22 protein-coding genes are annotated in these 26695 nt (G+C 47.7%); 13 read left to right on the forward strand and 9 right to left on the reverse strand.

Annotated elements, in window-relative coordinates; genetic code table 11:
• Window positions 1-226: 226 nt before the first annotated feature.
• From cysK to QUA44_RS26830, 5 genes are all read right to left on the reverse strand, one after another.
• Window positions 227-1189 carry a cysteine synthase A gene (gene cysK, locus QUA44_RS26810; RefSeq protein WP_333256040.1) on the reverse strand — a complete coding sequence of 321 codons (963 nt, stop codon included), beginning with the start codon at window positions 1187-1189 and terminating at the stop codon, window positions 227-229.
• Window positions 1190-1245: 56 nt separating this feature from the next.
• Complete coding sequence (locus tag QUA44_RS26815; RefSeq protein WP_333256038.1) at window positions 1246-1686, reverse strand: Rrf2 family transcriptional regulator; 441 nt, start codon at window positions 1684-1686, stop codon at window positions 1246-1248.
• 621 nt (window positions 1687-2307) lie between these two features.
• Complete coding sequence (locus tag QUA44_RS26820) at window positions 2308-4515, reverse strand: iron uptake porin (protein ID WP_333256036.1); 2208 nt, start codon at window positions 4513-4515, stop codon at window positions 2308-2310.
• 620 nt (window positions 4516-5135) lie between these two features.
• A complete protein-coding gene (locus tag QUA44_RS26825; protein ID WP_333256034.1) occupies window positions 5136-6773 on the reverse strand; it encodes an HD domain-containing phosphohydrolase in 1638 nt (545 codons plus the stop codon).
• A 159-nt stretch (window positions 6774-6932) separates the two neighbouring features.
• Window positions 6933-7214, reverse strand: coding sequence for a 4a-hydroxytetrahydrobiopterin dehydratase (locus QUA44_RS26830; protein ID WP_333256032.1), 282 nt, complete (start codon window positions 7212-7214; stop codon window positions 6933-6935).
• A gap of 499 nt (window positions 7215-7713) precedes the next feature.
• Between QUA44_RS26830 and QUA44_RS26835 the strand changes: the two genes are divergently transcribed.
• Window positions 7714-7899, forward strand: a complete 186-nt coding sequence (locus QUA44_RS26835; protein ID WP_333310024.1) for a hypothetical protein — start codon at window positions 7714-7716, stop codon at window positions 7897-7899.
• 215 nt (window positions 7900-8114) lie between these two features.
• Here the strand turns inward: QUA44_RS26835 and psbD are convergent, their stop codons facing one another.
• Window positions 8115-9173 carry a photosystem II D2 protein (photosystem q(a) protein) gene (gene psbD / locus QUA44_RS26840; RefSeq protein WP_333256028.1) on the reverse strand — a complete coding sequence of 353 codons (1059 nt, stop codon included), beginning with the start codon at window positions 9171-9173 and terminating at the stop codon, window positions 8115-8117.
• A gap of 412 nt (window positions 9174-9585) precedes the next feature.
• Between psbD and QUA44_RS26845 the strand changes: the two genes are divergently transcribed.
• Together QUA44_RS26845 and QUA44_RS26850 are read left to right on the forward strand one after the other, a co-directional pair.
• Entirely contained in the window at window positions 9586-9855 is a 270-nt protein-coding gene (locus tag QUA44_RS26845) for a hypothetical protein (RefSeq protein WP_190663726.1), read from the forward strand.
• Window positions 9852-10550 carry an energy-coupling factor ABC transporter ATP-binding protein gene (locus QUA44_RS26850; protein WP_445243709.1) on the forward strand — a complete coding sequence of 233 codons (699 nt, stop codon included), beginning with the start codon at window positions 9852-9854 and terminating at the stop codon, window positions 10548-10550. Before QUA44_RS26845 ends, QUA44_RS26850 begins: the two co-directional genes overlap by 4 nt.
• A gap of 99 nt (window positions 10551-10649) precedes the next feature.
• Here the strand turns inward: QUA44_RS26850 and QUA44_RS26855 are convergent, their stop codons facing one another.
• Window positions 10650-11438: a DUF4058 family protein gene (locus QUA44_RS26855; protein WP_333256024.1), complete on the reverse strand. Its 789-nt coding sequence runs from the start codon at window positions 11436-11438 to the stop codon at window positions 10650-10652.
• 153 nt (window positions 11439-11591) lie between these two features.
• On the reverse strand, window positions 11592-11834 hold the full coding sequence (locus tag QUA44_RS26860; RefSeq protein ID WP_333256023.1) for a hypothetical protein: 243 nt from the start codon (window positions 11832-11834) through the stop codon (window positions 11592-11594).
• Between the two features lie 129 nt (window positions 11835-11963).
• On the opposite strand from QUA44_RS26860, the gene QUA44_RS26865 reads away from it, so the two are divergent.
• The 3 genes from QUA44_RS26865 (at window position 11964) to QUA44_RS26875 (ending at window position 15571) form a co-directional block, all read left to right on the forward strand.
• Window positions 11964-12176 (forward strand): helix-turn-helix domain-containing protein, encoded by a 213-nt coding sequence (locus QUA44_RS26865; RefSeq protein WP_172192515.1) that lies wholly within the window; start codon window positions 11964-11966, stop codon window positions 12174-12176.
• 120 nt (window positions 12177-12296) lie between these two features.
• On the forward strand, window positions 12297-12794 hold the full coding sequence (locus QUA44_RS26870; protein ID WP_333256021.1) for a hypothetical protein: 498 nt from the start codon (window positions 12297-12299) through the stop codon (window positions 12792-12794).
• A 104-nt stretch (window positions 12795-12898) separates the two neighbouring features.
• Window positions 12899-15571 carry a tetratricopeptide repeat protein gene (locus tag QUA44_RS26875; protein ID WP_333256019.1) on the forward strand — a complete coding sequence of 891 codons (2673 nt, stop codon included), beginning with the start codon at window positions 12899-12901 and terminating at the stop codon, window positions 15569-15571.
• Between the two features lie 291 nt (window positions 15572-15862).
• Here QUA44_RS26875 and QUA44_RS26880 read toward each other — a convergent pair whose 3' ends face one another.
• Window positions 15863-17371: a UbiD family decarboxylase gene (locus tag QUA44_RS26880; protein WP_333256017.1), complete on the reverse strand. Its 1509-nt coding sequence runs from the start codon at window positions 17369-17371 to the stop codon at window positions 15863-15865.
• Window positions 17372-17451: 80 nt separating this feature from the next.
• On the opposite strand from QUA44_RS26880, the gene QUA44_RS26885 reads away from it, so the two are divergent.
• The 7 genes from QUA44_RS26885 to QUA44_RS26915 all read left to right on the forward strand — a co-directional run bounded on the left by QUA44_RS26885 (window position 17452) and on the right by QUA44_RS26915 (window position 26604).
• Window positions 17452-18861, forward strand: a complete 1410-nt coding sequence (locus QUA44_RS26885) for an NYN domain-containing protein (protein WP_333256015.1) — start codon at window positions 17452-17454, stop codon at window positions 18859-18861.
• Between the two features lie 306 nt (window positions 18862-19167).
• The gene (pstS, locus tag QUA44_RS26890) at window positions 19168-20196 is read left to right on the forward strand and encodes a phosphate ABC transporter substrate-binding protein PstS (RefSeq protein ID WP_333256013.1); all 1029 of its coding nucleotides are present in this window, start codon (window positions 19168-19170) and stop codon (window positions 20194-20196) included.
• A gap of 259 nt (window positions 20197-20455) precedes the next feature.
• Entirely contained in the window at window positions 20456-21457 is a 1002-nt protein-coding gene (gene pstC / locus QUA44_RS26895) for a phosphate ABC transporter permease subunit PstC (protein ID WP_333256011.1), read from the forward strand.
• A 2-nt stretch (window positions 21458-21459) separates the two neighbouring features.
• On the forward strand, window positions 21460-22440 hold the full coding sequence (gene pstA, locus QUA44_RS26900; protein ID WP_333256009.1) for a phosphate ABC transporter permease PstA: 981 nt from the start codon (window positions 21460-21462) through the stop codon (window positions 22438-22440).
• Between the two features lie 172 nt (window positions 22441-22612).
• The gene (gene pstB / locus QUA44_RS26905; protein ID WP_333256008.1) at window positions 22613-23464 is read left to right on the forward strand and encodes a phosphate ABC transporter ATP-binding protein PstB; all 852 of its coding nucleotides are present in this window, start codon (window positions 22613-22615) and stop codon (window positions 23462-23464) included.
• Window positions 23465-23859: 395 nt separating this feature from the next.
• A complete protein-coding gene (locus QUA44_RS26910) occupies window positions 23860-25131 on the forward strand; it encodes an APC family permease (RefSeq protein ID WP_333256006.1) in 1272 nt (423 codons plus the stop codon).
• 42 nt (window positions 25132-25173) lie between these two features.
• Window positions 25174-26604: an NYN domain-containing protein gene (locus QUA44_RS26915; RefSeq protein WP_333256004.1), complete on the forward strand. Its 1431-nt coding sequence runs from the start codon at window positions 25174-25176 to the stop codon at window positions 26602-26604.
• Window positions 26605-26695 lie beyond the last annotated feature (91 nt).

The following is a 26695-nucleotide window of genomic DNA, read 5'->3' on the forward strand; positions in this document are numbered from 1 at the left end:
AGCAACAGCTTGCCTGAGATTCAAAGGTGGCTACTTCTAGCTGTGCTCATTTTTTAGTCTAAACTACAGTATAAAAATATTGACTCTTTAAAAGTTCGTAGTGAGGACTTCAGTCCTCTGTTGAGGGAGTTGAGTTAAGAAGGACTAAAGTCTTCACTACAAACAACAGCAGAGCGTAGAGTGTACGCCCTGCTTTTAGTTTTTGGGACTGATCCCCAAAGCCAACCTAGTTGACAGCCATCGCCAGATTGAGTTCTGGATCTTGGAACAAGGGAGTGCTGAGGTAGCGTTCGCCGAAACTAGGCTGAATCATCACAATCAATTTCCCGGCATTTTCGGGACGCTTGCCGATTTTCAAAGCCGCACACAGTGCCGCACCGCTGGAAATACCGGACAAAAGTCCTTCTTCTCTGGCTAAGCGACGCCCGTAGGCGATCGCCTCGTCATCGCTAACAATTATCACTTCGTCGATCGCATTCACATTCAGCACCGGCGGCACAAAACCAGCACCGATACCTTGAATTTTGTGAGGCCCAGGCTTTCCGCCCGAAAGTACCTGACTGTTAGCCGGCTCAACGGCGATCGCCTTAAACTCGGGTTTCCGCGACTTAATCACCTCTGCAACACCCGTAATCGTACCGCCAGTGCCGACTCCAGAAATCAGGAAATCCACCTCGCCGTCGGTATCTGCCCAAATTTCCTCAGCCGTTGTCAAACGGTGAACGTCCGGGTTCGCCGGATTCCGAAACTGCTGCAACATATACGCATTCGGAGTTTTGTCCACAATCTCTTGAGCGCGGCGGATGCAGCCGCTCATGCCCTCAATGCCGGGAGTTAGTTCTAGTTGGGCCCCGTAAGCACGCAACATCGATCGGCGTTCGGTGCTCATCGTATCCGGCATTGTCAAAATCAACTGGTAGCCCTTAGCCGCCGCCACCATTGCCAAAGCAATTCCGGTATTGCCAGAAGTCGGTTCCACTAAAACCGTTTTGCCTGGACTAATCAGCCCTTCGGCCTCGGCTTGATTGACCATACTGACACCAATCCGGTCTTTTACCGATGCTGCCGGATTCATGCCTTCGAGTTTGACCACAATCCGAGCCAAGCAGCCTTCGGCTTGGGGAATGCGGTTGAGTTGCACCAGGGGTGTGTGCCCCACCAATTCTGTAATGTCGCCAGCAATACGCATAATCTTTGTCAGTTGGTTGTTGAAAGTAAATGTTAATTCCTAGTTGGCAATACTAACTAGATGTAATACATAATATCGAGCTGCCGTCTGCCATTGCGTTTTTCGCGCAGATCCTGTAGCGTGTATTTTTGCAACACCAAGTTGGCAGTCGATCGCGCTTCTTGCCAAACTTCCCAAATCACCGCACTTTCTACAGTTTGAGCAGGCGAGTCTTTTTGGGAGCGATCGAACTCTGAGCCTTCGAGACAGTTGATAATTTCTAGGAGTGTAATTTTCCAGGGTTCCCTCGCCAAGATATAACCTCCCTTAGCTCCTCGCTGGCTGCGAATCAGCCCGCAACGTCTCATGGTAGCCAGCAATTGTTCTAAATATCGATCGGGAATATTTTGCTGAGCCGCTATCTGGCGAATTTGCAGAGGCTCGCCTTCTTCGTAGCAATCGGCAAGCTCCAGCAAAGCTAAGATTGCGTATTCGCTTTTACAGGAGAGTTCTACCATAATTGCTTCAAATATCAGAATTATCAACTCCGAAGTCAGATGTTAAAATTCTCCTCAATGTTGAGTTGCCAATTCTAACTCCTAACTTTACCTTTTATTATACCCCGGTTTTCCACTGAACTTAATCGACTTTCGTCACTTCATCCTTGGGACGATCGGCACTCTCGCTTCTGTGAAACCTGCGTTGCTAGTTTCGACTCTCTCCGCTTCCACGACGGCATTATATCAAATCTTTTAGCATCGGAATTCTTCCTATCTCTCTTCTCAACAAGCGCGTGAGTCAGCGTCAATCCCTCGTCATCTGCGGTGAAGAAATTCTATTTTTTGAACCGCAGATGAGGGCAGATCAACACAGATGAACGCAGATGAATTCCGGTTGCACCATCGGGAATTGTTAAATGTTGACTGGATTTTACTATTCCGATGCTACCGGAATTGATATTACCTCAAGAAACCGGGTTTCTGCGTCTACGACTAATAATTTTTAATTTTTAATAGATTCTCGGCGCCCCCTTTGTCCCGAAAACAAAAAAGCCCTGCAGCAGGCAGGGCTAAACTGGGCCTTTAGAGTTGCCAGCAGAGAGGGTATTACCGCCTCCCCCTGCCTCCTCTAACCCGCTCTTAGAACGTGAAAGTAGTTCTCAGAGTACCAATAATGATGTCATCATTACGGTCATCTTGATTAGGATTTGTCACCCAAATCACGCCCGGAGTAACAGAAATGTTGTCCGAAAGCTGAAACTTGTAGAACCCTTCAACGTGATAGGAATCATCGTTGCGGAAGCTCCGCAAACTCCTCGAAGCTTCAAGTTTATCCAAGTAAGGCTCACGACCTACCACCAGCCCTAGCAAGTTGCCTTCTTTCCCTAAATCAGGCAAAGCCAAGGTGACAGCGTAGTTCCAGATTTTCGCATCGCCGATGCCGAGAATGCGGGCATTGGTTAAACCGGCCCAGCCACCAAGGATAAATCTCGGGCTCAGTCGCAACGAAGCCTGAGCTCCATAGGAGTTGGTGACAACTTTGCGAGCGCCGAAGCCCTCAAAGCCTTCGCTCAAACCGTTGAGAGAATTAGCCACGCCGGTACCAGTGAAACCGCCGAGATTGTCGATTCCATTCCCCAAACCGTTGTCAAAGCCAAAGTTACCTCGGTTAAAGTAACCGTGGTTATAGTTGAAAGCAACTTGCAAGTTGCGTCCAGGGGTAAAAGTCAACTGACCCATCGCCGCGTAGTCGCCGTTCAACAAGCCTGCGCCCCTAGCCGGACTGGCTGGATTTGACGCCAAATAACCAAATGACAGAGAAGTTGGGCCGAACACGCCGCCCAGTAAGCCCCTGCCGCCAAAGGCATAGTCAAAGCCAATACCTGCACCGCCACCTAAGCGATAAATGGGGTTCCGCTGTCCAAAGGCGCTCAATGACCCGTTGCCACCGTCAAAGTCTTCAAAGTAAGGGTTGACAGTCGGCAGAATGTCGTCCCACACGACAGCGTTGGCTGCAAGGGTAACGTTCAGTCGCTGACCGACGGGGAACTTGTACAGCAAGGTGTCGAGGGCAACAACGTTGTCGGTTCTGCCGACTACATTCCAAGTTTGAGTGCCTTCGCTGGTAGCACCAAGGTTGAAGTTGCGACCGTTGCCGACTTGAAGCCTGGTCAGCAGTAAGTCTCTGCCGGTGAAGCTCGTATTTAAATTTAGACGCACCCGTTGTTGGAAGACAGCTTCGTTGTTGTCGCTGCCGACTCTTCTTTCGTCTCTGCCAAACAAGCCAACGTTCCCACCAAAGTCATCGCTGAGAGCGAAAATTGCTTCCCCAGTCAGCTTGGTAGTGGTGGAGAATTGGTTGGCTTCGAGTTCGGATGTCCGAGCTTCCAGAGCATCGACGCGACCGCGCAGGGTTGCCAGTTCCGCTGCAAATTCTTCTTGGAGCCGTTGGAGGGCTGCCAAGTCATCTCTCGTAGCGAAGTTGCCAGTGCCGCCTCTAATTAGCTCGCTCACCTTGTCTAAGCAAGCATTTAAACCGGCTGCGAATTCGTAGCGGGTCATGGCCCGGTTGCCGCGGAAGGTGCCGTCGGGATAACCAGCAATACAGCCGTAGCGCTCGACTAGGGATTGCAATGCTTGGAATGCCCAGTCTGTGGGCCGCACGTCGGAAAGTTGAGATACTGAGGTAACTTGACCTTCAGTTTCGCCGCCGGCAGCACCTTCGGTGCTGTACTGGTTGAGCTGTTCTAATGTGGCGGCTGGGTTTTGCTCTTGTGGTGCGGCAGTTTGGGCTAAGGATTCAGCCGGTTGTGGCAAACTTTGTTCTGCCGACTCTGCCACTGCCGGGGCTGGAGTTTCTAATTGAACTGCACCGATTTGCTCTGGGAGAGCGGTAGCTGCCGGGGCTGGAGTTTCTACTTGGGCTGCTGGGGCAGAATTTTCTACTGGTTGAGCGACTGTTGGCTCAACTGCGGCTAAAGATTCACTTGTAGGTTGTGATGCCGCTTGGGGATTTGCCTCAGCAGGGGCTGTGTTGGCTCCGACGATCGCACTTTCAGTTGCAGCAGTGGCCACATCTGCCATCGCTGCCTGGGTTGCGCTGCCAGCGACTTGGGAAATTTCTTCTACTGGCTCGGAGGCTGCAGTTGTTTCGGAAACAGCAGCTAAAGCATTTAGTTTCGCTTCGGAGGTTTCAGCGGTTTCAGCGCTTTCAGCTTTAGCGACAGCGGGATTTAGCGCATCAGCAGGCTGCTGAGCGTCTGCTGCCATCGCGCTCGAAGAAACTACTAGGGTAGCTCCTAAGACTGCTGGGCTGATTAGTAAGTAACTCCACAAAAATTTCGACATATTCACTCTCATCCTCACACCGATTACAGAGAAACTTTTTTAGTCTTCTATGTGGTCAGTCGTTGCTCCACTAGCATACTCTAAAAAGAGACCTAAAATTCACTTTTTCTTTTGATTCTTTCGGGCTGACCTAGTATATAGATGTGACTGATGGCTACAGAGAGCCTGTTTTTTTGCCTGTACTCAACGGCGTCAAAACCAGACCAGGCTTGGGCTGTCGATTGATTTTACTGATGACACTTGATAGCGCCCGATCGCCTATTTACTTTTTAGCACAGCACGCCCGACTCGTCTAGGCTGATTCGACTTTAACCGATACTTTTTTGCTAACATTTGCTAACAAATACATATTGAGAGCTGATCTCAACCAAGGTGTATCAACTGATGCCCGTAGAATTTTCTACAAGCTCTTATATTCTTGCGTTCAGCTTGGTTATCGCTTACAGCTATTAGCCAATCTGATTATTTGCTTGGATAATGTAGAGGCAACTTATTTATATAGCGGTTGCGTACTACCAAGGTTTTTCACCTAAATCTGAGTGGCTAAATTCATTCTATATGATATGAAAACCTCTAGCAAATGTTAGTGATTGTTAGCAAATGTCAGAAAACTTTTAGTGTTAATCAACCTCCAAGCTGTGCCCGAGAACGCTAAAGACTTGGCGATGATCGAACAATTCTAACAAATCAGCGTTGATTTTGTTGTGAGCTGCTTCTTGCCGCAAAATTTTCATCGCTGCCTCTGTACGCAGGGCTCGCTTGTAGGGGCGATCGCCTGCTGTCAGGGCGTCGTAAATATCGGCGATCGTCATCAATTGCGCTTGAATTGGAATTTCTGACTTGTTTAGACCTCGCGGATAACCTGTGCCGTCGAGTTTTTCGTGATGTCCGTAGGCAATGTCTGGAACATTTTTCAAATCCTTTGTCCAAGGAATTTGTTTCAGAAACTCGTAAGTGTGAGTTACGTGAAATTCTATTGCTGATCGTTCTTCCGGCGTCAGGTTGCCCCTCGACACCATCAATTGCACGATCTCGTCTTGGTTCAGCAGGGGTTTCTTTGCCCCATCTATATCTCTGTAAGTTTGTCGAGAAATTTCTCGCAGTTGAGCTAGCGGTTCTGCTGCCAAAATGTGAGGCTCGTTTGCCTCTAGCAGCACTTCCCAGTATTCTGCTAATCTGGTTTTCGCCTCTGCTAGCTTAGTGTCTAGCTGTTCGATTTCCTGGCATTGAGCGCACTCTGGCTCCTGGATCGGGTGTTGTCGGTAGGCTGAATGCTCCAGCAAGTATTTATATTTAGACTGGACGCATTCCATTTCCATTGTCCGTTGAGCTAAGCCAAAGCGGTGGCGAATGATTTCTAGCTGTGCGGGGTAGAGCTTTTTCTGTTTGGTCAAAATTGCTTCGGGTACTCCAATTTTGCCAAAATCGTGCAGCAGGGCGGCGTAGCGAAGTTCTTGAATTTGGCGGTTGTTAAAGTAAATAGAGCGCAGTCCTCCGCTGCTGACGGTGTTTACTTCTTCTGAAAGGCTTACTGTGAGGGCTGCTACTCGTTCTGAATGGCCGTAGGTACAGGGGTCTCTGGCTTCTATGACTTGTACCGAGGCTTTGACGAAGCCCTCGAACAAATGTTCTATGCTGTCTTGGAGTTGATTGCGCTCGATCGAGATTGCTGCTTGAGAAGCGAGCGATCGAACTATCCTTTCTTCCCACTCCGAATACTGCTGCGTCGATTCCCAGGCATTGTCTGCTGTCAGCACCGTATCTGCCTTTGTTTTGCGGTTGATCAATTGCAGTACACCTATTGTCTCCCCCTGTCGGTTTTGCATCGGCAGTACCATTACCGAGCAGGTGCGGTAATTAATATCCCTGTCAAAACTGGTATCTAGCCGGTAGGGTACGCCCGAGGGTAAGTCGTAGGCATCAGACAGGTTCAAACTTTGACCTGTAATTGCCACGTATCCTGCCAAACTTTTGTCTGTCAGCGGCAGAGCAAACTCTTTAAACGACAGGCTCGGTTTAGAAGCGTTTTGGGCTACCTTGAACAGCAGCTTAGATGTTTCGTCGCTGTGATCTACTAAGTAAACGCTGCCAGCATCGCTGTAGGTAATTTCCCTACTTTTGGATAAAATTAAGTTTAACAAGTCGCTCAAATCTTGGGCGCTCGACAGAGCCGCGCCAATATCTAAAAGCTTTTCTATCAGATCGGTTTTTTCTGCTGCAGACTCGTTCTTGAACTCTGGCTTTTCAAATACGATCATGGTCGGAGGATGGGGAATAGCCTTTTATACATTGAACGTTGGGCCTCTCGACTTTTTCACACCCGATTTTAACCCCAAGTCGATTTTTTATTTGCGAGCTTTCCGCGATCGGCGACTGTGGCTAGATGCAGGACTCTTGTTGGGTCAACTGGCACTCTTTTAATCTAGCGCAGAAATCTCTTGAGCTAGCGCAAAGTCTTTCTCAGTTAAGCCTCCGGCATCGTGGGTTGTTAAGTTAACTGTAACTTTGTTGTAGGAGATTTCTATGTCGGGGTGATGTCCTGCGGCTTCTGAGGGGGCGACCAACTTATTTACAAAGGCGATCGCTTCGATAAAATCTTTAAATGAACCTGTACACCGCAGTTGTTTACCTTCAACCGTCCACCCTGACAATTGACTGGCGCGCTCTTGAATTTCTGTATCGTTAAGTAGGTCAGCCATAATTTATTTTACTTTGGGATTAGCAATGGCAGATTAATAGTCCACCTGCAGAAAATCCTACCAAAAACTATCCGCTCTCACCAATAGTATTGAGCCTCAAGTTTTAACACTCAAGATTTAACACTATTTGAGGTGAGAGCGGTCTAGCGGGTCTTCAGATTAGAACCTGACTGCCGGGAGAATCCCTAGCTCAGCCTGGTTCCCGATGGAATTCGTTTCCAGTTGGAAACGAGGGCTGGCTGCTAGTGAGCGGCCCCGGCGCACAGCCGGTAGTTTCCAATCTGATGACCCATGAGTTTACTACCTATCATGGGCATCACCTCCGGGATTAGCTAAATGGTTTAATATTTGAACGCACCTCACCCAAATACAAGATTTGGTGTGAGGATTTGTGCGCTAGCCCTTGCCAGCGTAACCGAAAGAACCTGCGTTCTGAGTATCATTTCAGTAATCACAATTATTAGAATAACACAAGGAATTAGAAGTGGGGGGATGCAAATTGATATTTTTGCAAGATGCGGGCAAATTACTGACGGAGCGAGGTTTTCGATCGATCTCTACAGCCAGCGGACGATCGCAGTTTCAGCCATTTGCCTATATTTTCTTCAGAATCCGGGCTGTGCGGTTATCAGGTGCATGGCAACTCTGGCGGCGGGGAAAGGCCGATCGATTTCTTGCCAGATAGGAGAGTTCACCAGATATAAAAAAACAAGTTGTTCTAGCCGCAGGCAGACTTGGTTTTTGTAGAAAATAAACTTTTTTTAGGGCGCTAATGCGCTCGAATCCTGCAAACAAAAAGCTCCCGCCACCAGGCAGGAGCTTTTTAAGCATTAAGGGTAAAGCCTAAAGTGCTTTATCTTACCCTTTTAAAATGTTGGAAATTTTGATATTTCGCGCTGATTACAGAGCGTTACCGCGAGGCAGAACTTCTTCAGGGAAGATGAAGTTTTCGTGGGGTTGGTCAGTCGGAGCCATCCAAGCACGAATGCCTTCGTTAAGCAGAATGTTCTTAGTGTAGAACGTTTCAAACTCAGGATCTTCAGCAGCGCGCAATTCTTGGGATACAAAGTCATAGGCGCGCAGGTTTAATGCTAAACCGACGATGCCAATGGAGCTCATCCACAAGCCTGTGACAGGTACGAACAGCATGAAGAAGTGCAACCAGCGCTTGTTGGAGAAGGCAATTCCGAAGATTTGCGACCAAAAACGGTTGGCTGTCACCATCGAGTAGGTTTCTTCTGACTGAGTTGGGTTGAAGGCGCGGAAGGTGTTAGCACCTTCGCCGTCTTCAAACAGAGTGTTTTCCACGGTTGCACCGTGAATAGCGCACAACAGCGCGCCGCCCAAGATGCCTGCAACGCCCATCATGTGGAAGGGGTTGAGCGTCCAGTTGTGGAAGCCTTGCAGGAATAGCAGGAACCGGAAAATTGCTGCGACGCCGAAACTGGGGGCGAAGAACCAGCCTGATTGACCCAAGGGGTAAAGCAGGAACACCGAAACAAACACGGCGATGGGGCCGGTGAATGCTAGGGCGTTGTAGGGACGGATGCCTACCAAACGGGCGATTTCAATCTGACGCAGGCAAAAGCCGATCAGTGCGAAGGCGCCGTGGAGGGCGACAAATGTCCACAAACCACCGAGTTGGAACCAGCGGGTGAAGTCCCACTGTGCTTCGGGGCCCCACAGGAACAGCAGGGAGTGTCCGAGGCTGTTGGCTGGGGTGGAGACTGCTACGGTGAGGAAGTTGGCTCCTTCGAGGTAGGAACTTGCTAAACCGTGGGTGTACCAGGATGTGACGAAGGTGGTGCCTGTTAACCAGCCACCGATGGATAGGTAGGCGCAGGGGAATAGCAGGATGCCAGACCAGCCTACGAAGACGAAGCGATCGCGTTTGAGCCAGTCGTCGAGTACATCAAAGATGCCTCTTTCGGTCTGGGCGCGTCCGACTGCGATTGTCATTTACGCAAATCTCCAAAAAGATATAATTACAACGGATTTGTCTCTAGTCATTATTCCCCAACGGTTGCCTCTGCTTAGCAGAAAACTATTTGGATTATGAACAGAGTTTACTTTTCTTTACCGTATTCAAGATTATAGAGGTAATTCTTTACAATGGCAAGTATTTCTTAAAGAACTTCCGGATCTTGACTTGTCCCCGAAGTCCTCGAAGTTCTCGAAGCCCTCGAAGAAACCCGGAATCCGGGCAGGAACTCACAGGCATCGCCCCTACAGAAAGCGGTTTTTTTTACAGGAATACTTCGTTACAGCCCGCCCCCACGGTTAAAAACCCGGTTTTTTGCGTCTTGATGCGTAAGTCCTGTCCTATATATATACTGAGGATAGAGCTCCAAACTTAGGTTTTTAAGACTATATGTTCAGCATTGACATCATTGTGAAAAATACGCCCGTCTCGCTGTCGGTGCAGCGGAAGTTGGAGGAGGACGCTGAGACTGTTTACCAGCAGGTACTGGCGGCGATTCGCAACTCCCAACCGCAAATTTTGGAACTCACCTGCGAGAAAAATCCTGAGAAAAAGGTGGCTGTACTCAGCAGCGAGATTTCTGGGGTGGTGGTTTCTCAGAAATCGGGGGCGTCATCTACAGGCAGATCCCCTGGCTTTGTCTCGATGACAGCAGAATGAGGGCTGGGGGTGTTGGTGCCGATATGGGCCAGTCAGCGGTTGCGGTGCGCGAGTTGGGTTTTTGCTGGCCGTCGGGCGATCGAGTTTTGCAAGGTTGCTCTCTGGATGTACCTAAGGGCGAGTTTTGGATGCTTTTGGGCACTAACGGCAGCGGCAAGTCTACGCTGTTGAGGCTGATGGCTGGGCTGCTGCACCCCCAGTCGGGGGAAATTGACCTGAGTGGGCGGGTGGGTTTTGTGTTCCAAAATCCGGATCACCAATTGGTGATGCCGACGGTGGGTGCGGATGTGGCTTTTGGTTTGGTGGAGGAAAAGCTTTCTAATGTTCAGGTGCGGGCGAGGGTGGCTGAGGCTTTGGAGGCTGTGAATTTGCTGGATTTGCAGCGGCGGCCGATTTATGCTTTGAGTGGGGGACAGAAGCAGCGGATTGCCCTTGCTGGGGCGATCGCCCGTCACTGCGAAATTCTGCTGTTGGATGAACCGACTGCTTTGTTAGATCCTGATTCTCAGTTGGATTTGGTGGCGGCGGTGCAGCGGTTGGTGAAAAATCGCGGGATTACGGCTTTGTGGGTGACTCACCGTTTGGATGAGTTGAATTATTGTGATGGGGCTTTTTTGTTGGAAAAGGGCCAAGTTGTCGATCGAGGAGATCCGGCGCGTTTGAAGCAGCGGTTGATGCAAAGTCAAGATGTTTAGGTGTTAAGCAATTTTTGAATTAAGTTACTCGGCGATTGAAATCGCTTCTACAGAAACGAAGTCTGCCTCCGCAGACTAAGAGAATGGCGGCACGCTAAATCAATCTCGCAATCCTCGATCGCGCAACCAAGCCTCTGCCCAAATTGTATCGGCTTCTGACAGCGGTGGTATGACTTCCCAGTTGCGATAATCTATCTTGAGGTCATAACTTGCTATGTCGTAAATTTGAGTGAATAATTCCTGCAAATTGATTATAGGTTCGGTATCGCCCGATCGCAGCGGTAAAGGAAAGGCAGGCAGCGGGTTCTGCACGTTAAAAGCGTACAAATCTGCTCTGGGACGGCGATTTCCCCGACACACCAAAACGCTATAGTGGCTTTCAATGTCATTGCCAATAACTGGCATTTTTTGACCGCGCCGCAATAAATCTATTTCAATTAAATGAGTGCGACTGGATAAAATTTCTTCTCGCTTTTCTTCGTACATTTGTCGTCCTTTTCCTGTGCGCTTATTGCTAGGCGAGAGGATTTCTATCAGGGTGATTAGTTCTTGGTTTCCTCTTTCTCTAATTTCTAAATAGCCTTCCCGAACCTGGTAGGGCATGGGAATATTTACTGTCAAGGGTTGTGTTGGTGGCGCTGCAACGGCTACGTTTGATGTGATTAATTCGGTTGTAGTTCTTGGCTGAATTACGTTTACATCAGGAATGCCAATTGATAAATTGTCGTCAGCGGTTTCATACATTCTCACTTCTACAGACACTAAATACTTAGGACGTAATTGCGGAGATAATAATCGGGCAATTTCAATAATTAGCCAGTGGTGTAGGGCAGGCCAGAGTTCGGGATGCTCTAAATACGGGTCCATACCGGGAAAGGGAGATGGCATTGATGTGACTCCTTGACTTAAGTCTATTTACAGTTTAGCAATGTTGTTTGGGGAAAATTAGGGCCGATCGCACTTCCGGTAAAATAGAATAATTCCTATTTGTGGAAGGGCGATTCCCTAGGGGATAGCTCCGCTTCACGCACTTTCCAACAATTAAACTTCGATCTGCAATTGTGTTTGAATTGGAACGCTGTTTTCATCCAACACAGACACCGCATTTACGAAAACAATTGTATGCGGGACTGCGGGCATTAAGCGGCGCAGTGCTTTGAGGTAAGATTCGGCATCGGGGCGGCGGCTGAAACGGGCGACTGTTAACCGCTGACAGTTGGGGAGGTGGCGAATTATGCACCAAGGTTGAAGTCGATCGCGATATGTCGGTTGTTTTGATATCATAGGAAAATCCTTCCCACTTTTGTGGGTGGTGAATGAAAGGCGATCGCTCTAGATTTCTCAGGTCAGGGGGCGATCGCTATTAATTGTATATTCATTAAATTACGAGTAGTCGTAATTGTCAAGGGCGGAATGGGACGAATTAGACTGCGAGTTCGAGAACTTGCTCAAGAGAAGGGTTGGACTCTTAGGGAAGTCTCCAACAGAACGGGTATTCCATATACTACGATCGCCACCTATGCCAGTTCTCCAGGTATGGCAACTGTTGACTACACGGCTTTGGACAAGATGGCTCGTGCGTTCGATATTGCGATCGAAGATTTAGTCGAGATTTTGGAACAGTAAACTGATTGTGCGTAAACGACGGCTCTTGCGTTAGCACTTTTTACACGATACTTGCGTATATTGGAATTTTCCGGCTGTAGACTAGAGTCAGGAGTTGTTCAGTTTGCCGGAGTTATATTAATGCCAATTAATCGTCTGTCTGATATACAAGAGAACTTGGAAGATCTGCAAGAGCAATTAGGCGGCAAGCAGAAGGCTCTAAATTTAGCACCGCAAGAAGAAAAAATCCGAATTAAACAGCAAATTCGAGAGCTACGCAAGGAAATTAGGGAACAGGAAGAGGAGTATTGGCAGGTTCTCGATCGGCAAACGAAAACAGTGGAGATTGCTGAACCGGAGGCTGAGCTTGAGATTATTGTTGCTGACATTGTCGAAGAAGTTGGGCAAATTGAAGTGCAGCGACAGTATCCCGATGAGGTGGTTCAGATTTTGCAGCAGATTCGGGACAAGCTGAACCAACCGGGACCGACAGCGGCCGCGAAACTCAAAGGCGTAATCTCCAGCATTCCGCCGTTTGTGGGAATTTCCTACGAGGCTGAATTGGATACAGAGAATTTTTTACAGCAGCATTTCCCAACGTTTCGGAAATGGGCTAAGGTATTAGCAAAAAAGTCCTAGACCTGGAGGAAAAAACACCCAATCCAGGTTTCACAAGTTCTTACAAACTTTACGATATTCCCTCCGAACTTGGTTCCAAAAACTTTGTCGGGCGGGATGAAGAGATGCAGCAATTGCACGGATTGTTGCAGGATGGGAGCCGCGTTGCGATCGCCGCTGCGTCGGGAATGGGCGGCATCGGCAAGACAGAATTGGCATGGCAATATGCAAACTTTCACCGCGATTACAATACCTATTCAGCCGGGATTTGGTGGCTGTTTGTGCGGGAAATGGGTTTAGCGCCGCAGGTGTTGCAGAAATCGCTGCGAATGGGAATTCAGCCGCCGGATACTCTGGAAAATCTGGAGGAACGGTTGCAGTTTTGCTACGAAGAGTGGGCAAAAAAAACCTCTGGGAATGCTCTGCTGGTATTGGATGATGTCAGTGATTACCGGGCGGTGCAGTCGTTTTTGCCTAGAAATCCCCGGTTTAAGGTGTTGCTGACAGCGCGACAAATTGTGCCGCCGCCTGTTGGGTGTTTGCCGTTAAAAGTGTTGAAACCGGAGGCAGCGCTAAACTTGCTGCGACTGACGGCTGGGGATTTGCCGGGAAACAAACTCAGACGGATTGATGCCCAGCTTGAAGATGCTCAAGCGCTTTGTCAGTGGTTGGATTATTTGCCTTTGGGCATTGAACTGGTGGGGCGCTATCTGTGGCGCAAGCGGGCGCTGTCCTTGGCAGAAATGCTGCAACGGTTGCAGAGTCAGCGATTGGAGGCGCGGGCATTGCAGGAGGCGGAAGCTGGGATGACGGCTAGGCGAGGAGTGGCAGCAGCCTTTGAGTTGAGTTGGGAGGAGTTGAAACCTCCCGCGCGGACGCTGGGGTGTCTGCTGAGCGTGTTTGCTCTGGCTCCGATTCCTTGGGAGTTGGTAGCCGACTGTTTTCCAGATTGGGATGAGGAGGATTTGGAGGATTGTCGGGATTACGAACTGCTGGAACAGAGTTTGCTGTCGCTGGTGGAGGATGAAACCTCAGATCCGGCTCAATCTGGGCTGGTGCAGGCACGCTATCAACTTCATGCTTTGATTCGGGAGTTTTTTGCGGCCAAATTGCAGGGACGCGCCGATGCTGAGAATTTGCAGAGAAGTTTTGCGACGGTGCTGACAGCGGTGGCGAAGACGATTCCGCAGACTGTGACGCTGGAGGTGCAGGAACGGGTGAAAGAGGCGCTGCCCCATTTGGAGCTGGTGGCGGAGCAATGGTCGCATTTGCTGGAAGATAGTGATGCTACGTGGTCTTTTACAAGGTTAGGGGTGGTTGCCCAGGAACAGAGTTTGTGGGCAGAGGCCCAGAAGTGGTTGAAAGCTTGCCTCCAGATGACAGAGAAACGCTGCGGAGCTGAACATCCTGAGACGGCAAAGAGTTTGAACAATCTTGCAGAGCTATACCGTGCAATGGGTCGCTACCCAGAGGCGGAACCCTTGTATGTGCGATCGCTCTCTATTGACGAGCAACAGCTCGGAGCCGACCATCCCTATACGGCAAGTAGTTTGAACAATCTGGCAGTCCTGTACAATGCAATGGGTCGCTACGCGGAAGCGGAACCTTTGTATGTGCGATCACTCTCGATCTGCGAACAGCAGCTCGGAGCCGACCATCCCAATACGGCTCAGACTTTGAACAATCTGGCAGCCCTGTACGGTGCAATGGGACGCTACCCGGAGGCAGAACCCTTGTATGTGCGATCGATCGCGATCTGCAAGCAACAGCTCGGAGCCGACCATCCCGATACCGCAAGTAGTTTGAACAATCTGGCAGAGCTATACCGTGCAATGGGACGCTACCCGGAGGCAGAACCCCTGTATGTACGATCGCTTTCGATCCGTGAGCAACAGCTCGGAGCCGACCATCCCGATACCGCAAGTAGTTTGAACAATCTGGCAGCCCTGTACCATGCAATGGGTCGCTACGCGGAAGCGGAACCCTTGTATGTGCAATCGCTCTCGATCTGGGAGCAGCAGCTCGGAGTTGACCATCCCGATACCGCAAGTAGTTTGAATAATCTGGCATGGCTGTACAATGCAATGGGGCGCTACTCGGAGGCGGAACCCTTGTTAGTACGATCGCTCTCGATCTGCGAGCAACAGCTCGGAGCCGACCATCCCAATACGGCAACGAGTTTGAACAATCTGGCAGAGCTATACCGCGCAATGAGACGCTACTCGGAGGCGGAACCCTTGTTAGTACGATCGCTCTCGATCTGCGAGCAACAGCTCGGAGCCGGCCATCCCAAGACGGCAAGTAGTTTGAACAATCTGGCATTGCTGTACGAGTCAATGGGACGCTACCCGGAGGCAGAACCCCTGTATGTGCGAGCCCTCACGATTAACGAGCCGCAGCTCGGAGTTGACCATCCCGCTACGGCAAGTAGTTTGAATAATCTGGCAGAGCTATACCGTGCAATGGGGCGCTACTCGGAGGCGGAACCCTTGTTAGTACGATCGCTCTCTATCCATGAGCAACAGCTCGGAGCCGACCATCCCGATACCGCAAGTAGTTTGAACAATCTGGCAGGGCTGTACGATGCAATGGGTCGCTACCCGGAGGCAGAACCGCTTTACCTGAGAGCATTAGAAATCTTGTTTAACCGATTGGGAGAGAATCATCCCAACACCCAAAAAGTTTGGAGCAATTTCATTGATTTTCTCTGGGATGCGATATCAACGGGTCAAGACTCGCAACTTTCCCAGCATCCAATAACGCAAGCAATGCTTAAGCGACTTCGGGAGACGGAGTAGCTGTTGCTGCTAGAGCGATTATTGCCAATTTCCTACAAAACTTACGCATGGGGCCCAGAAATCGGGTTTTTTCAAGAATACTTCGTTACAGCCCGCAGATTTGGCAAAAAACCCGGTTTCTCTGACGAAGCGCATAAGTCTCGATCGCATTAAAAAGAGGTAAATTGCGATTTTTCGTTTGGTGGGGGCGGGTTTTTGAGATAGTCTATCTGTGTCAGAAAGGGTTGGAAAAACCCGCCCCCACAGGTCGATCGAGGATGTGCGATATCTCAGATTTTACGGTTGATTCCCCTACTTCATCTCATATCCAAACAAATTCGGATCGACTTCTCCCAAATTCAAATCAGCCAAACCATACTCAGCCCAACGCCTTTCTACCATCGCCGCCACATCCGGATCGGACTCCAAAACTTCCCCCCATTCATGATCGGTTTCCGGCGGCATCTTCGTAGTAGCATCAATCCCCATTCTGCCTCCCAAACCAATCTTTTCACTGGCAAAATCTAACGTATCAAAAGGCGTATTCGGCAGAATAAATACATCCCGAACTGGATCGACTTTAGAACTAATTGCCCAAACTACTTGACGCGGATCGCGAATGTTGATACTTTTATCGACAACAATCACAAACTTAGTGTAAGTAAACTGCGGTAATGCACTCCAAAATGCTAAAGCAGCCCTGCGCGCTTGACCGGGATATGCTTTATCAATCGAGATAATTGCCGCCTTATAACTCAGCGCTTCCATCGGTAAGAAGAAATCGACAATTTCTGATACTTGCTGCCGCAAAATAGGGGTATAAATACGGTTAAGCGCGATCGCCATCATAGCTTCTTCCTTCGGCGGTCGCCCGCTAAATGTGGTTAGATAAATCGGGTCTTTGCGGTGCGTCATGCAGCTGAACCGAACCAGCGGCGAATCTTCCACGCCGCCGTAATAACCCATGTGATCCCCAAAGGGCCCGTCTGGCAGAACTTCCCCCGGTGTAATCGTTCCTTCTAACACGATTTCCGAGTCCGCCGGTACTTCCAAATCTACGGTTTTGCACTTCGCCAATTGCACGCCGGAACCGCCGTAAAGTCCGGCAAATAACCATTCCGATAAATCTACAGGAATTGGCGTTGCTGCGGCGAGAATGATTAAAGGATCGACTCCCAGGGCGATCGCAACTTCCAATTTTTTACCAGCCTGCGCCGCTTTCCGCAAGTGCCGCGCGCCGCCCCGGACAGATAACCAGTGTACAGTCATCGTGTTTTTTGACTGCAATTGCAAGCGATAAACGCCCACATTCGGCGTGCCGGTTTCGCAATCCTTGGTAATTACTAAACCGAGGGTGATAATTTTGCCCGCATCTCCCGGATAGGGGCGAATCATCGGGATTTTGTTCAAATCCACGCCTTCTCCTTCAAACACCACTTGCTGACAAGCTGGGAAGAAATCGCGGCCTGGTTTGGCTTTCACTACGTCGAACAAGACTTTGCCGAATTCTATGGCTTGGGATATCTTTTTGGGCGGTTTTGGCTGTTGTAGCATTCCCAATTTTTTGCCGAGCTCTTCTAGTTCGATCGGCTTTTCCATGTTCATCGCCCAGCAAACCCGTTGTTCCGTGCCCAACAGGTTAATCGCCACGGGGAATTCTGCCCCTTTGACGTTTTCAAACAAAAGTCCGGGCCCGCCTTTGACCAGCATTTGGTTGGAAATTTCGGCTATTTCGAGGTCGGAATCGACTAAAGCGCTAATCCGGCGCAGTTGTCCCCGTTCTTCTAGCAGTTTTAGGAATCCCCGCAAGTCTCTAGCCATTTTTTTTAAGAATTGTTAAGTGTATTTATTTTATTATTAGCCCATCGGCCACCATAAAGTTAAGCTACCATTGTCAGTTAATGAAAAATCCCCGACGTTCGCCCGATCGATTCCGCCACAGCCGTAGTTCCCGCAGCCAGCAGTTTTATCAGTCCCAAGCTGTTAGCCAACAAGCTTTTCAGCCTCCATATCCGTTGAGTTGCGAAGGCGCGGAAAGTTCGAGTTCCCCAGAAACGGCCGTAAAGTGCGATCGGGAAATTGCGATTTTGCTGCTAGATGCAGAAAACTTGAAACTCGACATTAATGCGGAAAAGTTTTTAGCCAGTTTGTGCAGCTATCCCCTGCAAGTTAAGATTGCTTTTGCTAACTGGAAAAACCCCAGCACCGGTAAGCTGGATACTGAATTGTACGATCGCGGTTACGAACTAATTCACGCTCCGGGCGGCGCTAACACCGCTGACGGTAAAATGATTGCCTTTGGTGCTGCTATTTTATACCGCTATCGGGATGTCCGAGAAGTTTTTGTTTGTTCCTCCGACGGTTTGTTAAATCACCTCTGCAATCAACTTCAAAATCAGGGATTGACTGTGTTTCGGGTGCGTAGTCAAAATGCTGTATTGTCTATAGAAAATCATCTGACTGGGGAGAGGAATCACTATTCTTGCAAAGAGGAAGTGGAACTCCCTACTTTTGCAGAACTGGCAAATAAAATTGCCGAGTTGCTGAAGGCAGAACACCAATCTATCGAGGAGCGGATAGCTTGGTTTTCTAGTATTACTCAACTTTTTCAAGAGCGCCGCGCTATCGAATTAACTTCTATAAATTCCACCAATATAGAAGCATTCGCATCATCCCCAAAAGATATAACCTGCGAACCAAAAGAACCTGCAACTTCCGACGTTGTTGGCGCAAACATTGAGTACGAAAAATTGCCAGAAACTGTCCCTGCTGATCCCGTGACGATCGATTCACTGGAAGTCTTAGAAAATATACTTGTAGAAATTATTGAATCAGAGATAAATAATTTCCCAAATAATGCTATTAATGTAGCTGAGCTTAAAAAAATATTTTTCATCCGATGTCAAGTTCAGGCCGATCATATAGTGAAAACTTTCTTGGTTGATTCCAGTTTAGTCAAATTTTTGAAATCGCGTCCTTCTGTATTTCAATTGACATCGAGCGGGAGCGAACATCACGTGAGGATAGTCCAAAAATCTTCGGATTCAAACACTTCTCCATCTGCCACACTGGAATCATCTTTAGCAAAAATTTTGATAGCTTTAACCGCTCAATCTCCAGGTGCTTACATTTCGACTATCCTAGTAGCAGGTGAATTTAACAAGCAATACGGTCAACCAATTACTAAAAAGCTGAAATCGCTGGATTTGGGCGAGAAATTTCTAGATTTTTTGCAGTCTTGTCAAACATTTAAAGTCAAGAAAGAGGGTAATGATTATCAAGTGGCGATCGCCCCTGGCTCATCTTTTTAATCTAATTAGGACTTATGCAGGGGGATCGGGAACCGGGTTTGTGTAGGAAAAAACTTGATTGTGACCCGCAGATTTAGTAAAAAACCCGGTTGCTTTGGTCAGGAGTACGTAAGTCCTGCTAATGTTAACCATATATTAAAGAAAGGTTATCGTTTTTGCAGCCATTTCTTAATCATTAAAAACTTAATCTGATGTTAACCATAATTTAAAACAAGCTTATTATTTTCCCTGTTTTTACTTAGAATTTCAGTCTATCCTATGGAAGAGATTTGTAAAGTCTGCTATTAATACTAAGGACGAGGAGTTATGGTTTTCTTCACTAAAGGCTGGCGACGCGGCTTGATAGTTACGCTAGCAGTAGCAGCATTTTCGCTCTCGTTGATTACTTCGGCTGTAGCTGCGGTAACACTAAACGGTTCGGGAGCAACTTTTCCGAAACCTTTGTACGATCGCTACTTCTCTCAGATGAGAAGTGCAAATCAAATTACTGTAAACTACGAAGGAACTGGCAGCGGTGCTGGTATCAAAGCATTAATTGCAGGCACTGTTGATTTCGCAGGCAGCGACGCGCTGATGAGTGGTGCACAAATCGCTGAGGTAAAGCGGGGTGTTATGGCGGTTCCGACTGCTGGCGGCGCTGTTGCAGTTGTTTACAACTTGCCCGGAGTGATAAATCTGAGGCTAAATAATGATGCGATGAAAGGCATCTTTGAAGGGAAGATTACTCGCTGGAATGATGCGAAAATAGCCGCAATTTCTGGACAAGCTAAAAACTTGCCCAATACTCCAATTCGAGTAGCTGTGCGGGCAGACAGCAGCGGTACTACCTTTATTTTTTCTAACCACTTGCAGGCGACCGGCAGCAGCATCAAAGCTGCCGCTCAGCCGAAGTGGCCAGACACCGTTGTCAGCGGTCCAGGAAACCCCGGCGTAGCTGCTTTGGTGAAAAATACAGCGGGTGCAGTTGGCTACGTTCAAGATACTTATGCTCGGCAAAATAATCTCCAAACAGCATTTATTCAAAATAAAGCTGGCAGATTTGTAGATCCTAGCTTGGCTGAAGCCGAAAAAGCTTTGGCTGGGGAATCCTTCCCGGCAGACTTCCGCTTGGTAGAAGGAAATCCTAATGATGGATATCCGATTGTTGGTTTGACTTGGCTGTTAATCTACAAACAGTATCCTGCGGCGAAAGCAGATGCTATTAAAAAGATGGTTAATTGGGTTATGACTACAGGTCAAGGTATCAACAAACAGCTAGAGTATACCTCGATTCCGCAAGGTACAGCTCAAAAGGTGATTCAAACAGTGAATCAGAGCGTGGTTGCTAGAGGTTAATTCAATTTTTTTCCAATAGTTATGAGTTTTGAGTTAAATGTATGACTCAAAACTCATACATTGCATTTATTAAGATGCAGGCACGCACAATGCTATCTATTTCATTAATCAAAGATTTCGCTGTTTACCAGAAAGAATTGGTTTAAAGCCTCTCCCTGGTCGGGAGAAATTAAAAGCAGACGATTCATTACTCCAATCCTCTTCCTTCCATGTCAACTGTCAACTGTCAACTGTCAACTGAATGAAGCCATAACTCGGTATGACCAATTCTTCAAAGAAACCGAAAAAATTGACTCGGAAGCCGGCAGCAATCAACACCCACGTAGATTTGACTGATACGAAGGGTGAAGGTTTGTGGCTGGAGTCGGGATTTACTGTATTTGTATGGGCTTTTGCTATAGCGACGGCGGGCATCCTGTTCTGGATGAGTGGAATAATTTTTAAGGATGCTTGGCCGGCTATTAGCAAGTTTGGACTAGAGTTTTTGTGGAATCCAAAATGGGATATCGGGGAGTTGCAGTTTGGGGCTTTGCCGTTTATTTACGGTACAGTAGTTAGTTCTGCGATCGCCATTATTATAGCAATTCCCCTGGGACTTTCAGTCGCGATCGTAACCAGCGAGAACTTTTTGCCGACTTGGGTGCGATCGCCCTTGGGATTCATGGTTGAATTAATATCAGCCATTCCCAGCGTCATCGTTGGCCTGTGGGGAATCTTTGTGTTAATTCCCTTTCTGCTACCTTTACAGCAGTCGCTGTTCAACAATTTCAGTTGGTTTCCCCTATTCAGCAGCGAACCTTTTGGGCCGGGAATGTTGCCCGCTGGCATACTTTTATCGATTATGATTTTGCCCACAGTCGCCGCCATCAGCCGCGATGTCTTGCTGTCGGTTCCAGTAGATTTGCGAAGTGCTTCCATGTCCCTCGGTGCCACCCGCTGGGAAACCATATTTAAGCTGTTATTGCCAGCAGCAAGTTCGGGAATTATCGGAGCGACTATCTTAGCATTGGGACGCGCTTTGGGCGAAACAATGGCAGTCACAATGGTAATTGGCAACTCGATTCAAATCAACAAATCTATATTAGCTCCCGGCTACTCAATTCCCGCTGTTTTGGCCAGTCAATTTCGGGAAGCTCAAGAAGAACTGCACATCGGTTCTCTAATGTATTTAGCCCTAATTCTATTTGTGATTACCCTATTAGTGAACGCAGTAGCAGTATTGTTGGTGCAGCTAATCGGCGTCAAGGGAGCTAAGAATTAACCATGACTCAAGCACAAAATTCAAACAGTATTCTGGATACAGAAATCTACAAACCCCTGTCACTGAGCCGAAATTTTTTCAGCCAGGGAATGACAGTTATTGCCTTCGCTCTTACAGGTCTTGCCCTGCTGCCTTTGTTCGCTATTTTGTACAAAATATTGGGCGAAGGACTGACACACTTAAGCTGGGAAGTGCTAGTATCTCTGCCCGCACCCGTCGGAGTCGAAGACCAGCCCAACGGCTTTGCAAATGCGATTCTTGGTACAGCTTTAATGGTGGGAATTGCCACATTATTTAGCGTACCAATTGGCGTGATGACGGGAATATTTCTGTCAGAGTTTGGCAGAGAAAACAAGGCGATAGCGAATACAATCCGCTTTATCACCGTCATTCTCAGCAGCGTTCCCTCTATTGTTGTCGGCGTGTTTGCTTACGCCCTAATTGTCGTTACAACTAAGGCTTTTTCAGGATTGGCCGGCGGTGTTGCTCTTGGTATAATCATGCTGCCGGTTGTGGCGCTGACAACAGAACAAGCATTAAAATTAGTGCCTACTTCCTATCGCCTCGCTTCTGCGGGTTTGGGAGGCGGACGCTTTCAAACAATGTTTCGGATTATTATTCCCTCAGCACTTCCGACTATTACCACAGGCATTTTACTTGCAGCTTCCCGCGCCGCCGGCGAAACTGCACCTCTAATTGTAACTGCCTTGTCGAGCCAATTTTGGCCTCCTTTAGTTGAGAAATTGGGGGAGATAGTTCAGTCTCCCGTCGGCACAGAAACTATCTCGAAAATCCAAGAAATTCCCGAGACACTGCTGACTCCAACTCCTTCTATGTCAGTATTAATATACAGTTACGCCAGCTCTCCTTACAAAGAGCAAAATGAATTAGCGTGGACTGCGGCCTCTGTCCTTTTGGGAATGGTTTTGTTCACCAGTTTAGCCTCCCGCGCCGTCACTCGCAAACGCTTGCAAAATCGGTAAATTGCGTGGAAAGGAAGAAGGAAGAAGAAAGAAGGAAGAAGGAAGAAAACAACTATCTGTGTATTTGTGATTTCCGAAATCAGTGCATAGCTATCAAGACGAACTAAATCAGACCATCGGGTAAAATTCTGCATCTAAAAAATTACCAACCACACTAGAAAGAATGCAAATAATGAAACCCAAAAGCAACTTAAAAGCTGAAAAATATAGCGACCAATTTTTAGAAGACGCGACTCCTGAAATCGACCCCAATGCAATGCCAGCCTTGCGGGTTCAGGACTTGAGTTTCTCCTACGGAACTCACAAAGTGCTCGAAAATTTGTCAATGAATATTCCTCACCCGCAAGTGACGGCGATTATCGGCCCTTCTGGTTGTGGCAAATCAACATTTCTTAAAGCTCTAAATCGCATCGGCGAATTGGAAGGAAAAGTACAAATAAAAGGCAGGGTTGAGTTTTTTGGACAGGATATTTACAGTCCTAAAGTCAATATTAATAGTTTGCGCCGCCAAATGGGCATGGTGTTTCAAAGACCGAATCCTTTTCCGCTGAGCATTTACGATAATATTGCTTACGGAGTGCGTATTTTTGGTCGTAAAAGCAAAGCAGAGTTAGACGAAATTGTGGAATCTGCCCTGAAAAGTGCGGCGCTTTGGGATGAAGTGAAAGATAATTTGAAGAAGTCGGCGCAGGGGATTTCGGGCGGACAGCAGCAACGGCTTTGTATTGCTCGCGCTTTGGCGGTAAAGCCAAGAATTCTGCTAATGGATGAGCCTTGTTCTGCTTTAGATCCGATTTCTACTATGAAAATTGAGGAGTTGTTTCAGACTCTGCGACAGCAGTTGACTGTGGTGATTGTAACGCACAATATGCAGCAGGCGGCTCGGGTTTCTGATTATACGGCTTTCTTTAATACTGATGAGAGCCGCATCGGCCGCATGGTGGAATTTGGGCCGACAAGCCGGATTTTTACTTCTGCAAGTAATTCGAGTACGAGAGATTATATTCAAGGTCGTTTCGGTTAATAAGTAGAAGGAAGAAGGAAGAAGGAAGAATGTTTATACAGCAAGCTTTTTAGCCATCTGTATCTTACTTTTAACTAAGTGGATTTACTTGCTTACACCTTGAACCTCTTTCAGAACAGGTAAGATGCCTGTTCCACAACAGGCAAATATTTTTGTGGAGCAGGCATCTTGCCTGCTATAGTTATGGAAGCCGCCAAGGTTCAACCGGACGTTATATCGTTTCCGGTTGCATCGGAATGATTTAACCGCAGAGAACACAGAGAACACAGAGGGAGACGAGAGAGATATGAATAATTCCGATGAAGAGCGGAATTAATACTATTAATTGCTGAAACTATTGCGGGAAATTGCAATTTTCTTCTTCCTTCTTCCTTCTTCCTTCAACATCTGGCTATATGTCTTCACCATTGCTAAAGCGAGAATTGGGTGTTTTTGGCGCAACTCTCATGGGCCTGGGCTCGATTGTGGGCACGGGAGTATTTGTGAGTATCGGAATTGCGGCGGAAATTGCGGGGCCGGGAGTGATTTTGGCTGTAGGTATTGCGGCTTTAGTTGCTGTCTGCAATGGCCTTAACAGTGCTCAGTTGGCGGCCAATCATCCTGTGAGCGGCGGTACTTATGAATATGGTTACAAATATCTGAATCCTTGGCTGGGTTTTACTGCCGGCTGGATGTTTATTGTAGCGAAAACGGCTTCGGCTGCTACTGCTGCTTTGGGTTTTGCGGGGTATTTTTTAAATGCAGTTGGTGTTGCCGATCGCACTTACCTCATCCTAACAGCATTAGTCGCCCTCGCCGCCCTAACTTTAATTGTCTTGACGGGAATCAGACGATCAAATATTGCCAATACAGTCACAGTCTCAGTTACACTCTTATCTCTGGCTGTCTTTATCGCTGCAGGTTTGCCAGAGGTCAGGTGGGAAAAAATGTCCGCGCTACAGAATGATAGCTCGATCGGCTCCATCCTCCACGCCACCGCCCTAATGTTTGTCGCCTACACCGGTTACGGGCGCATCGCCACCATGAGCGAAGAAGTGCGGGAACCGAGGAAAACCATTCCCAAAGCCATAATCTTTACTTTGGTGCTGACAATGCTGCTTTACGTGGCGGTAGCAATAGTTTTCGCAGGTGCGGGGGGAGATAAATTGTCCTTGCAAACAGGCGCTGCGGCTGCACCCTTGGAAGTCATCGCCCGCAGTTTCCGAATTCCGGGAGTTTCGCAACTGCTAGCCGTCGGCGCAATTACTGCCATGCTGGGAGTCTTGCTGAACTTAATTTTAGGGCTGTCGCGCGTCTGGCTGGCGATGGGGCGGCGCTTGGATGTGCCGCGAGTCTTGGCGCGGCTGAATCCTGCGGGCACAACGCCCTATGTGGCTGTGATATTTGTCGAAATTACGATCGCACTTTTAATTTTAGTCGGCGATGTCAAAACCACTTGGTCTTTTAGTGCCTTTAGCGTTTTGATCTACTACGCTATCACCAACCTCGCAGCGCTGCAACTTTCCCCCGCCGAAAGGCTTTACCCGCAGTGGCTGGCTTGGGTTGGATTGGCTGCGTGTCTGTTTCTGGCTTTTTGGGTGGAGAGGGAAATTTGGCTGACTGGGTTGGCGTTAATTGCAGCAGGTTGGGTTTTGCGGGCGATCGTCCGGCGACCGACAATAAACTAACATTATGATAGATTGAGACACCATCCCGCATTGTAGAGGGCCATGCCCGATCGAACTTCCTTCCTAGCCACTCAAGAATCAGTCGCATTCAGCGCCATCAGTCGCTATATCGCTCAAACACTAATTGCCATTCAGGAACAACATCCCGAATGGATAGCTGAAAAATACAGGAAAACCCCCTGGGCCAAACCTGATTTTCAGTCAGTTTTGATTGAAAAATTGACCAAAAGTTTCCAAGTAGCCAGCGATACCAAATCCCTGCTGCAGACAGCCAAAAAATATCTCCAAATTCTGCTGATTCCAGAATTCATTAATTCATCTCAATTCAGCAAAATATTTGCCAAAATTCAGCAGCTAGCCACAGCCGCATCGCAAAACACAGTTTCCCCAAAACCTCCAAATCCCACCGCAAATCAAACACATTCGCTTCCTATCGGCATTGCCATCTTGCTGCTAGATGTCGAAAACTTGCAACTCACCATCGAAACCGAAAAATTCCTAGAAAAAATCTCGCACTATCCCATCCAAATCAAAGTAGCCTTTGCCAACTGGCGCAGCATGGGCAAAAAAGATGCCGAATTTCACCAGCGCGGCTATCAACTGATTCACGTGCCCCCCGGCAAAGACAGCGCCGACTTAAAAATGGCAACAGTAGGCGCATCAATTTTCGTACATTATCCCACAGCCAAAGAGATTTTTGTCTGTTCGTCCGATCGCGCCCTCACCCACCTCAGCAACACACTGCAAGCCCACGGATTAACCGTATTTCAAGTCCGCAAGCAAATAGATAAAATCATAGTTTTAAACAGCCAAACCGGACAAGTAGAAACCCATTCCCTTGTAACCATACCGGAAATTACACCCGTAGAACAATTAGTTATTCAACTAAAAGAATTAATCAAAAAAGAGCAAAAACGCACCTCCGCTCAGTGGATAAAAATTTCCACAATTTCAGCTTTATTTACAGAAAATTACGGTTTAGTCCTAAATCAAATTGTTACCCAGCATCTCCTAGGAACTAAAACCAGAGAGATATTTCTCAAATATCCCACCGATTTTGTTCTTCACAAACCCTCAGAAAAATCTCAAACTTATGTCACTATCTTTGAAGTTAAATTACCCCCACCACCGCCCATACTTAACAAAGACAATGTGAATCACACCCAAGCAGCACAGACTAGCTTAACAGATATTAATTCTCTCGAAGACTTGGAAAAAGCTATAGTCAAAATAGTTAGCGACTTAACCGACAACTCTCCTCAAAATTCTGTATTTCTTTCCAATGTAGGCAGCGAATTTCAAAGACAATACGGCAAACAAATTACCCAAACAATTAAAGAGTTTAATCTCGGTAAAAAATTCCCTAATTTTTTGCAATCCTGCGCTTCTCTCCAGCTAAAAAAAGTCGAAAAAGGCTGGCAAGTTTCTCTCAATCAACTAAAAACTAAAATATATCAACCTCCCCATTACTAGCAACTTGAGTTATCATAGTTGGTAAAAGTATAGTCATTTATTGCATGACATGGGAGGCGTTGAATCCCTCCCCTTTCACTTTCACTTCGAG

The sequence above is a fragment of the Microcoleus sp. N9_A2 genome (genome assembly GCF_036701775.1).
Classification (GTDB): domain Bacteria; phylum Cyanobacteriota; class Cyanobacteriia; order Cyanobacteriales; family Microcoleaceae; genus Microcoleus.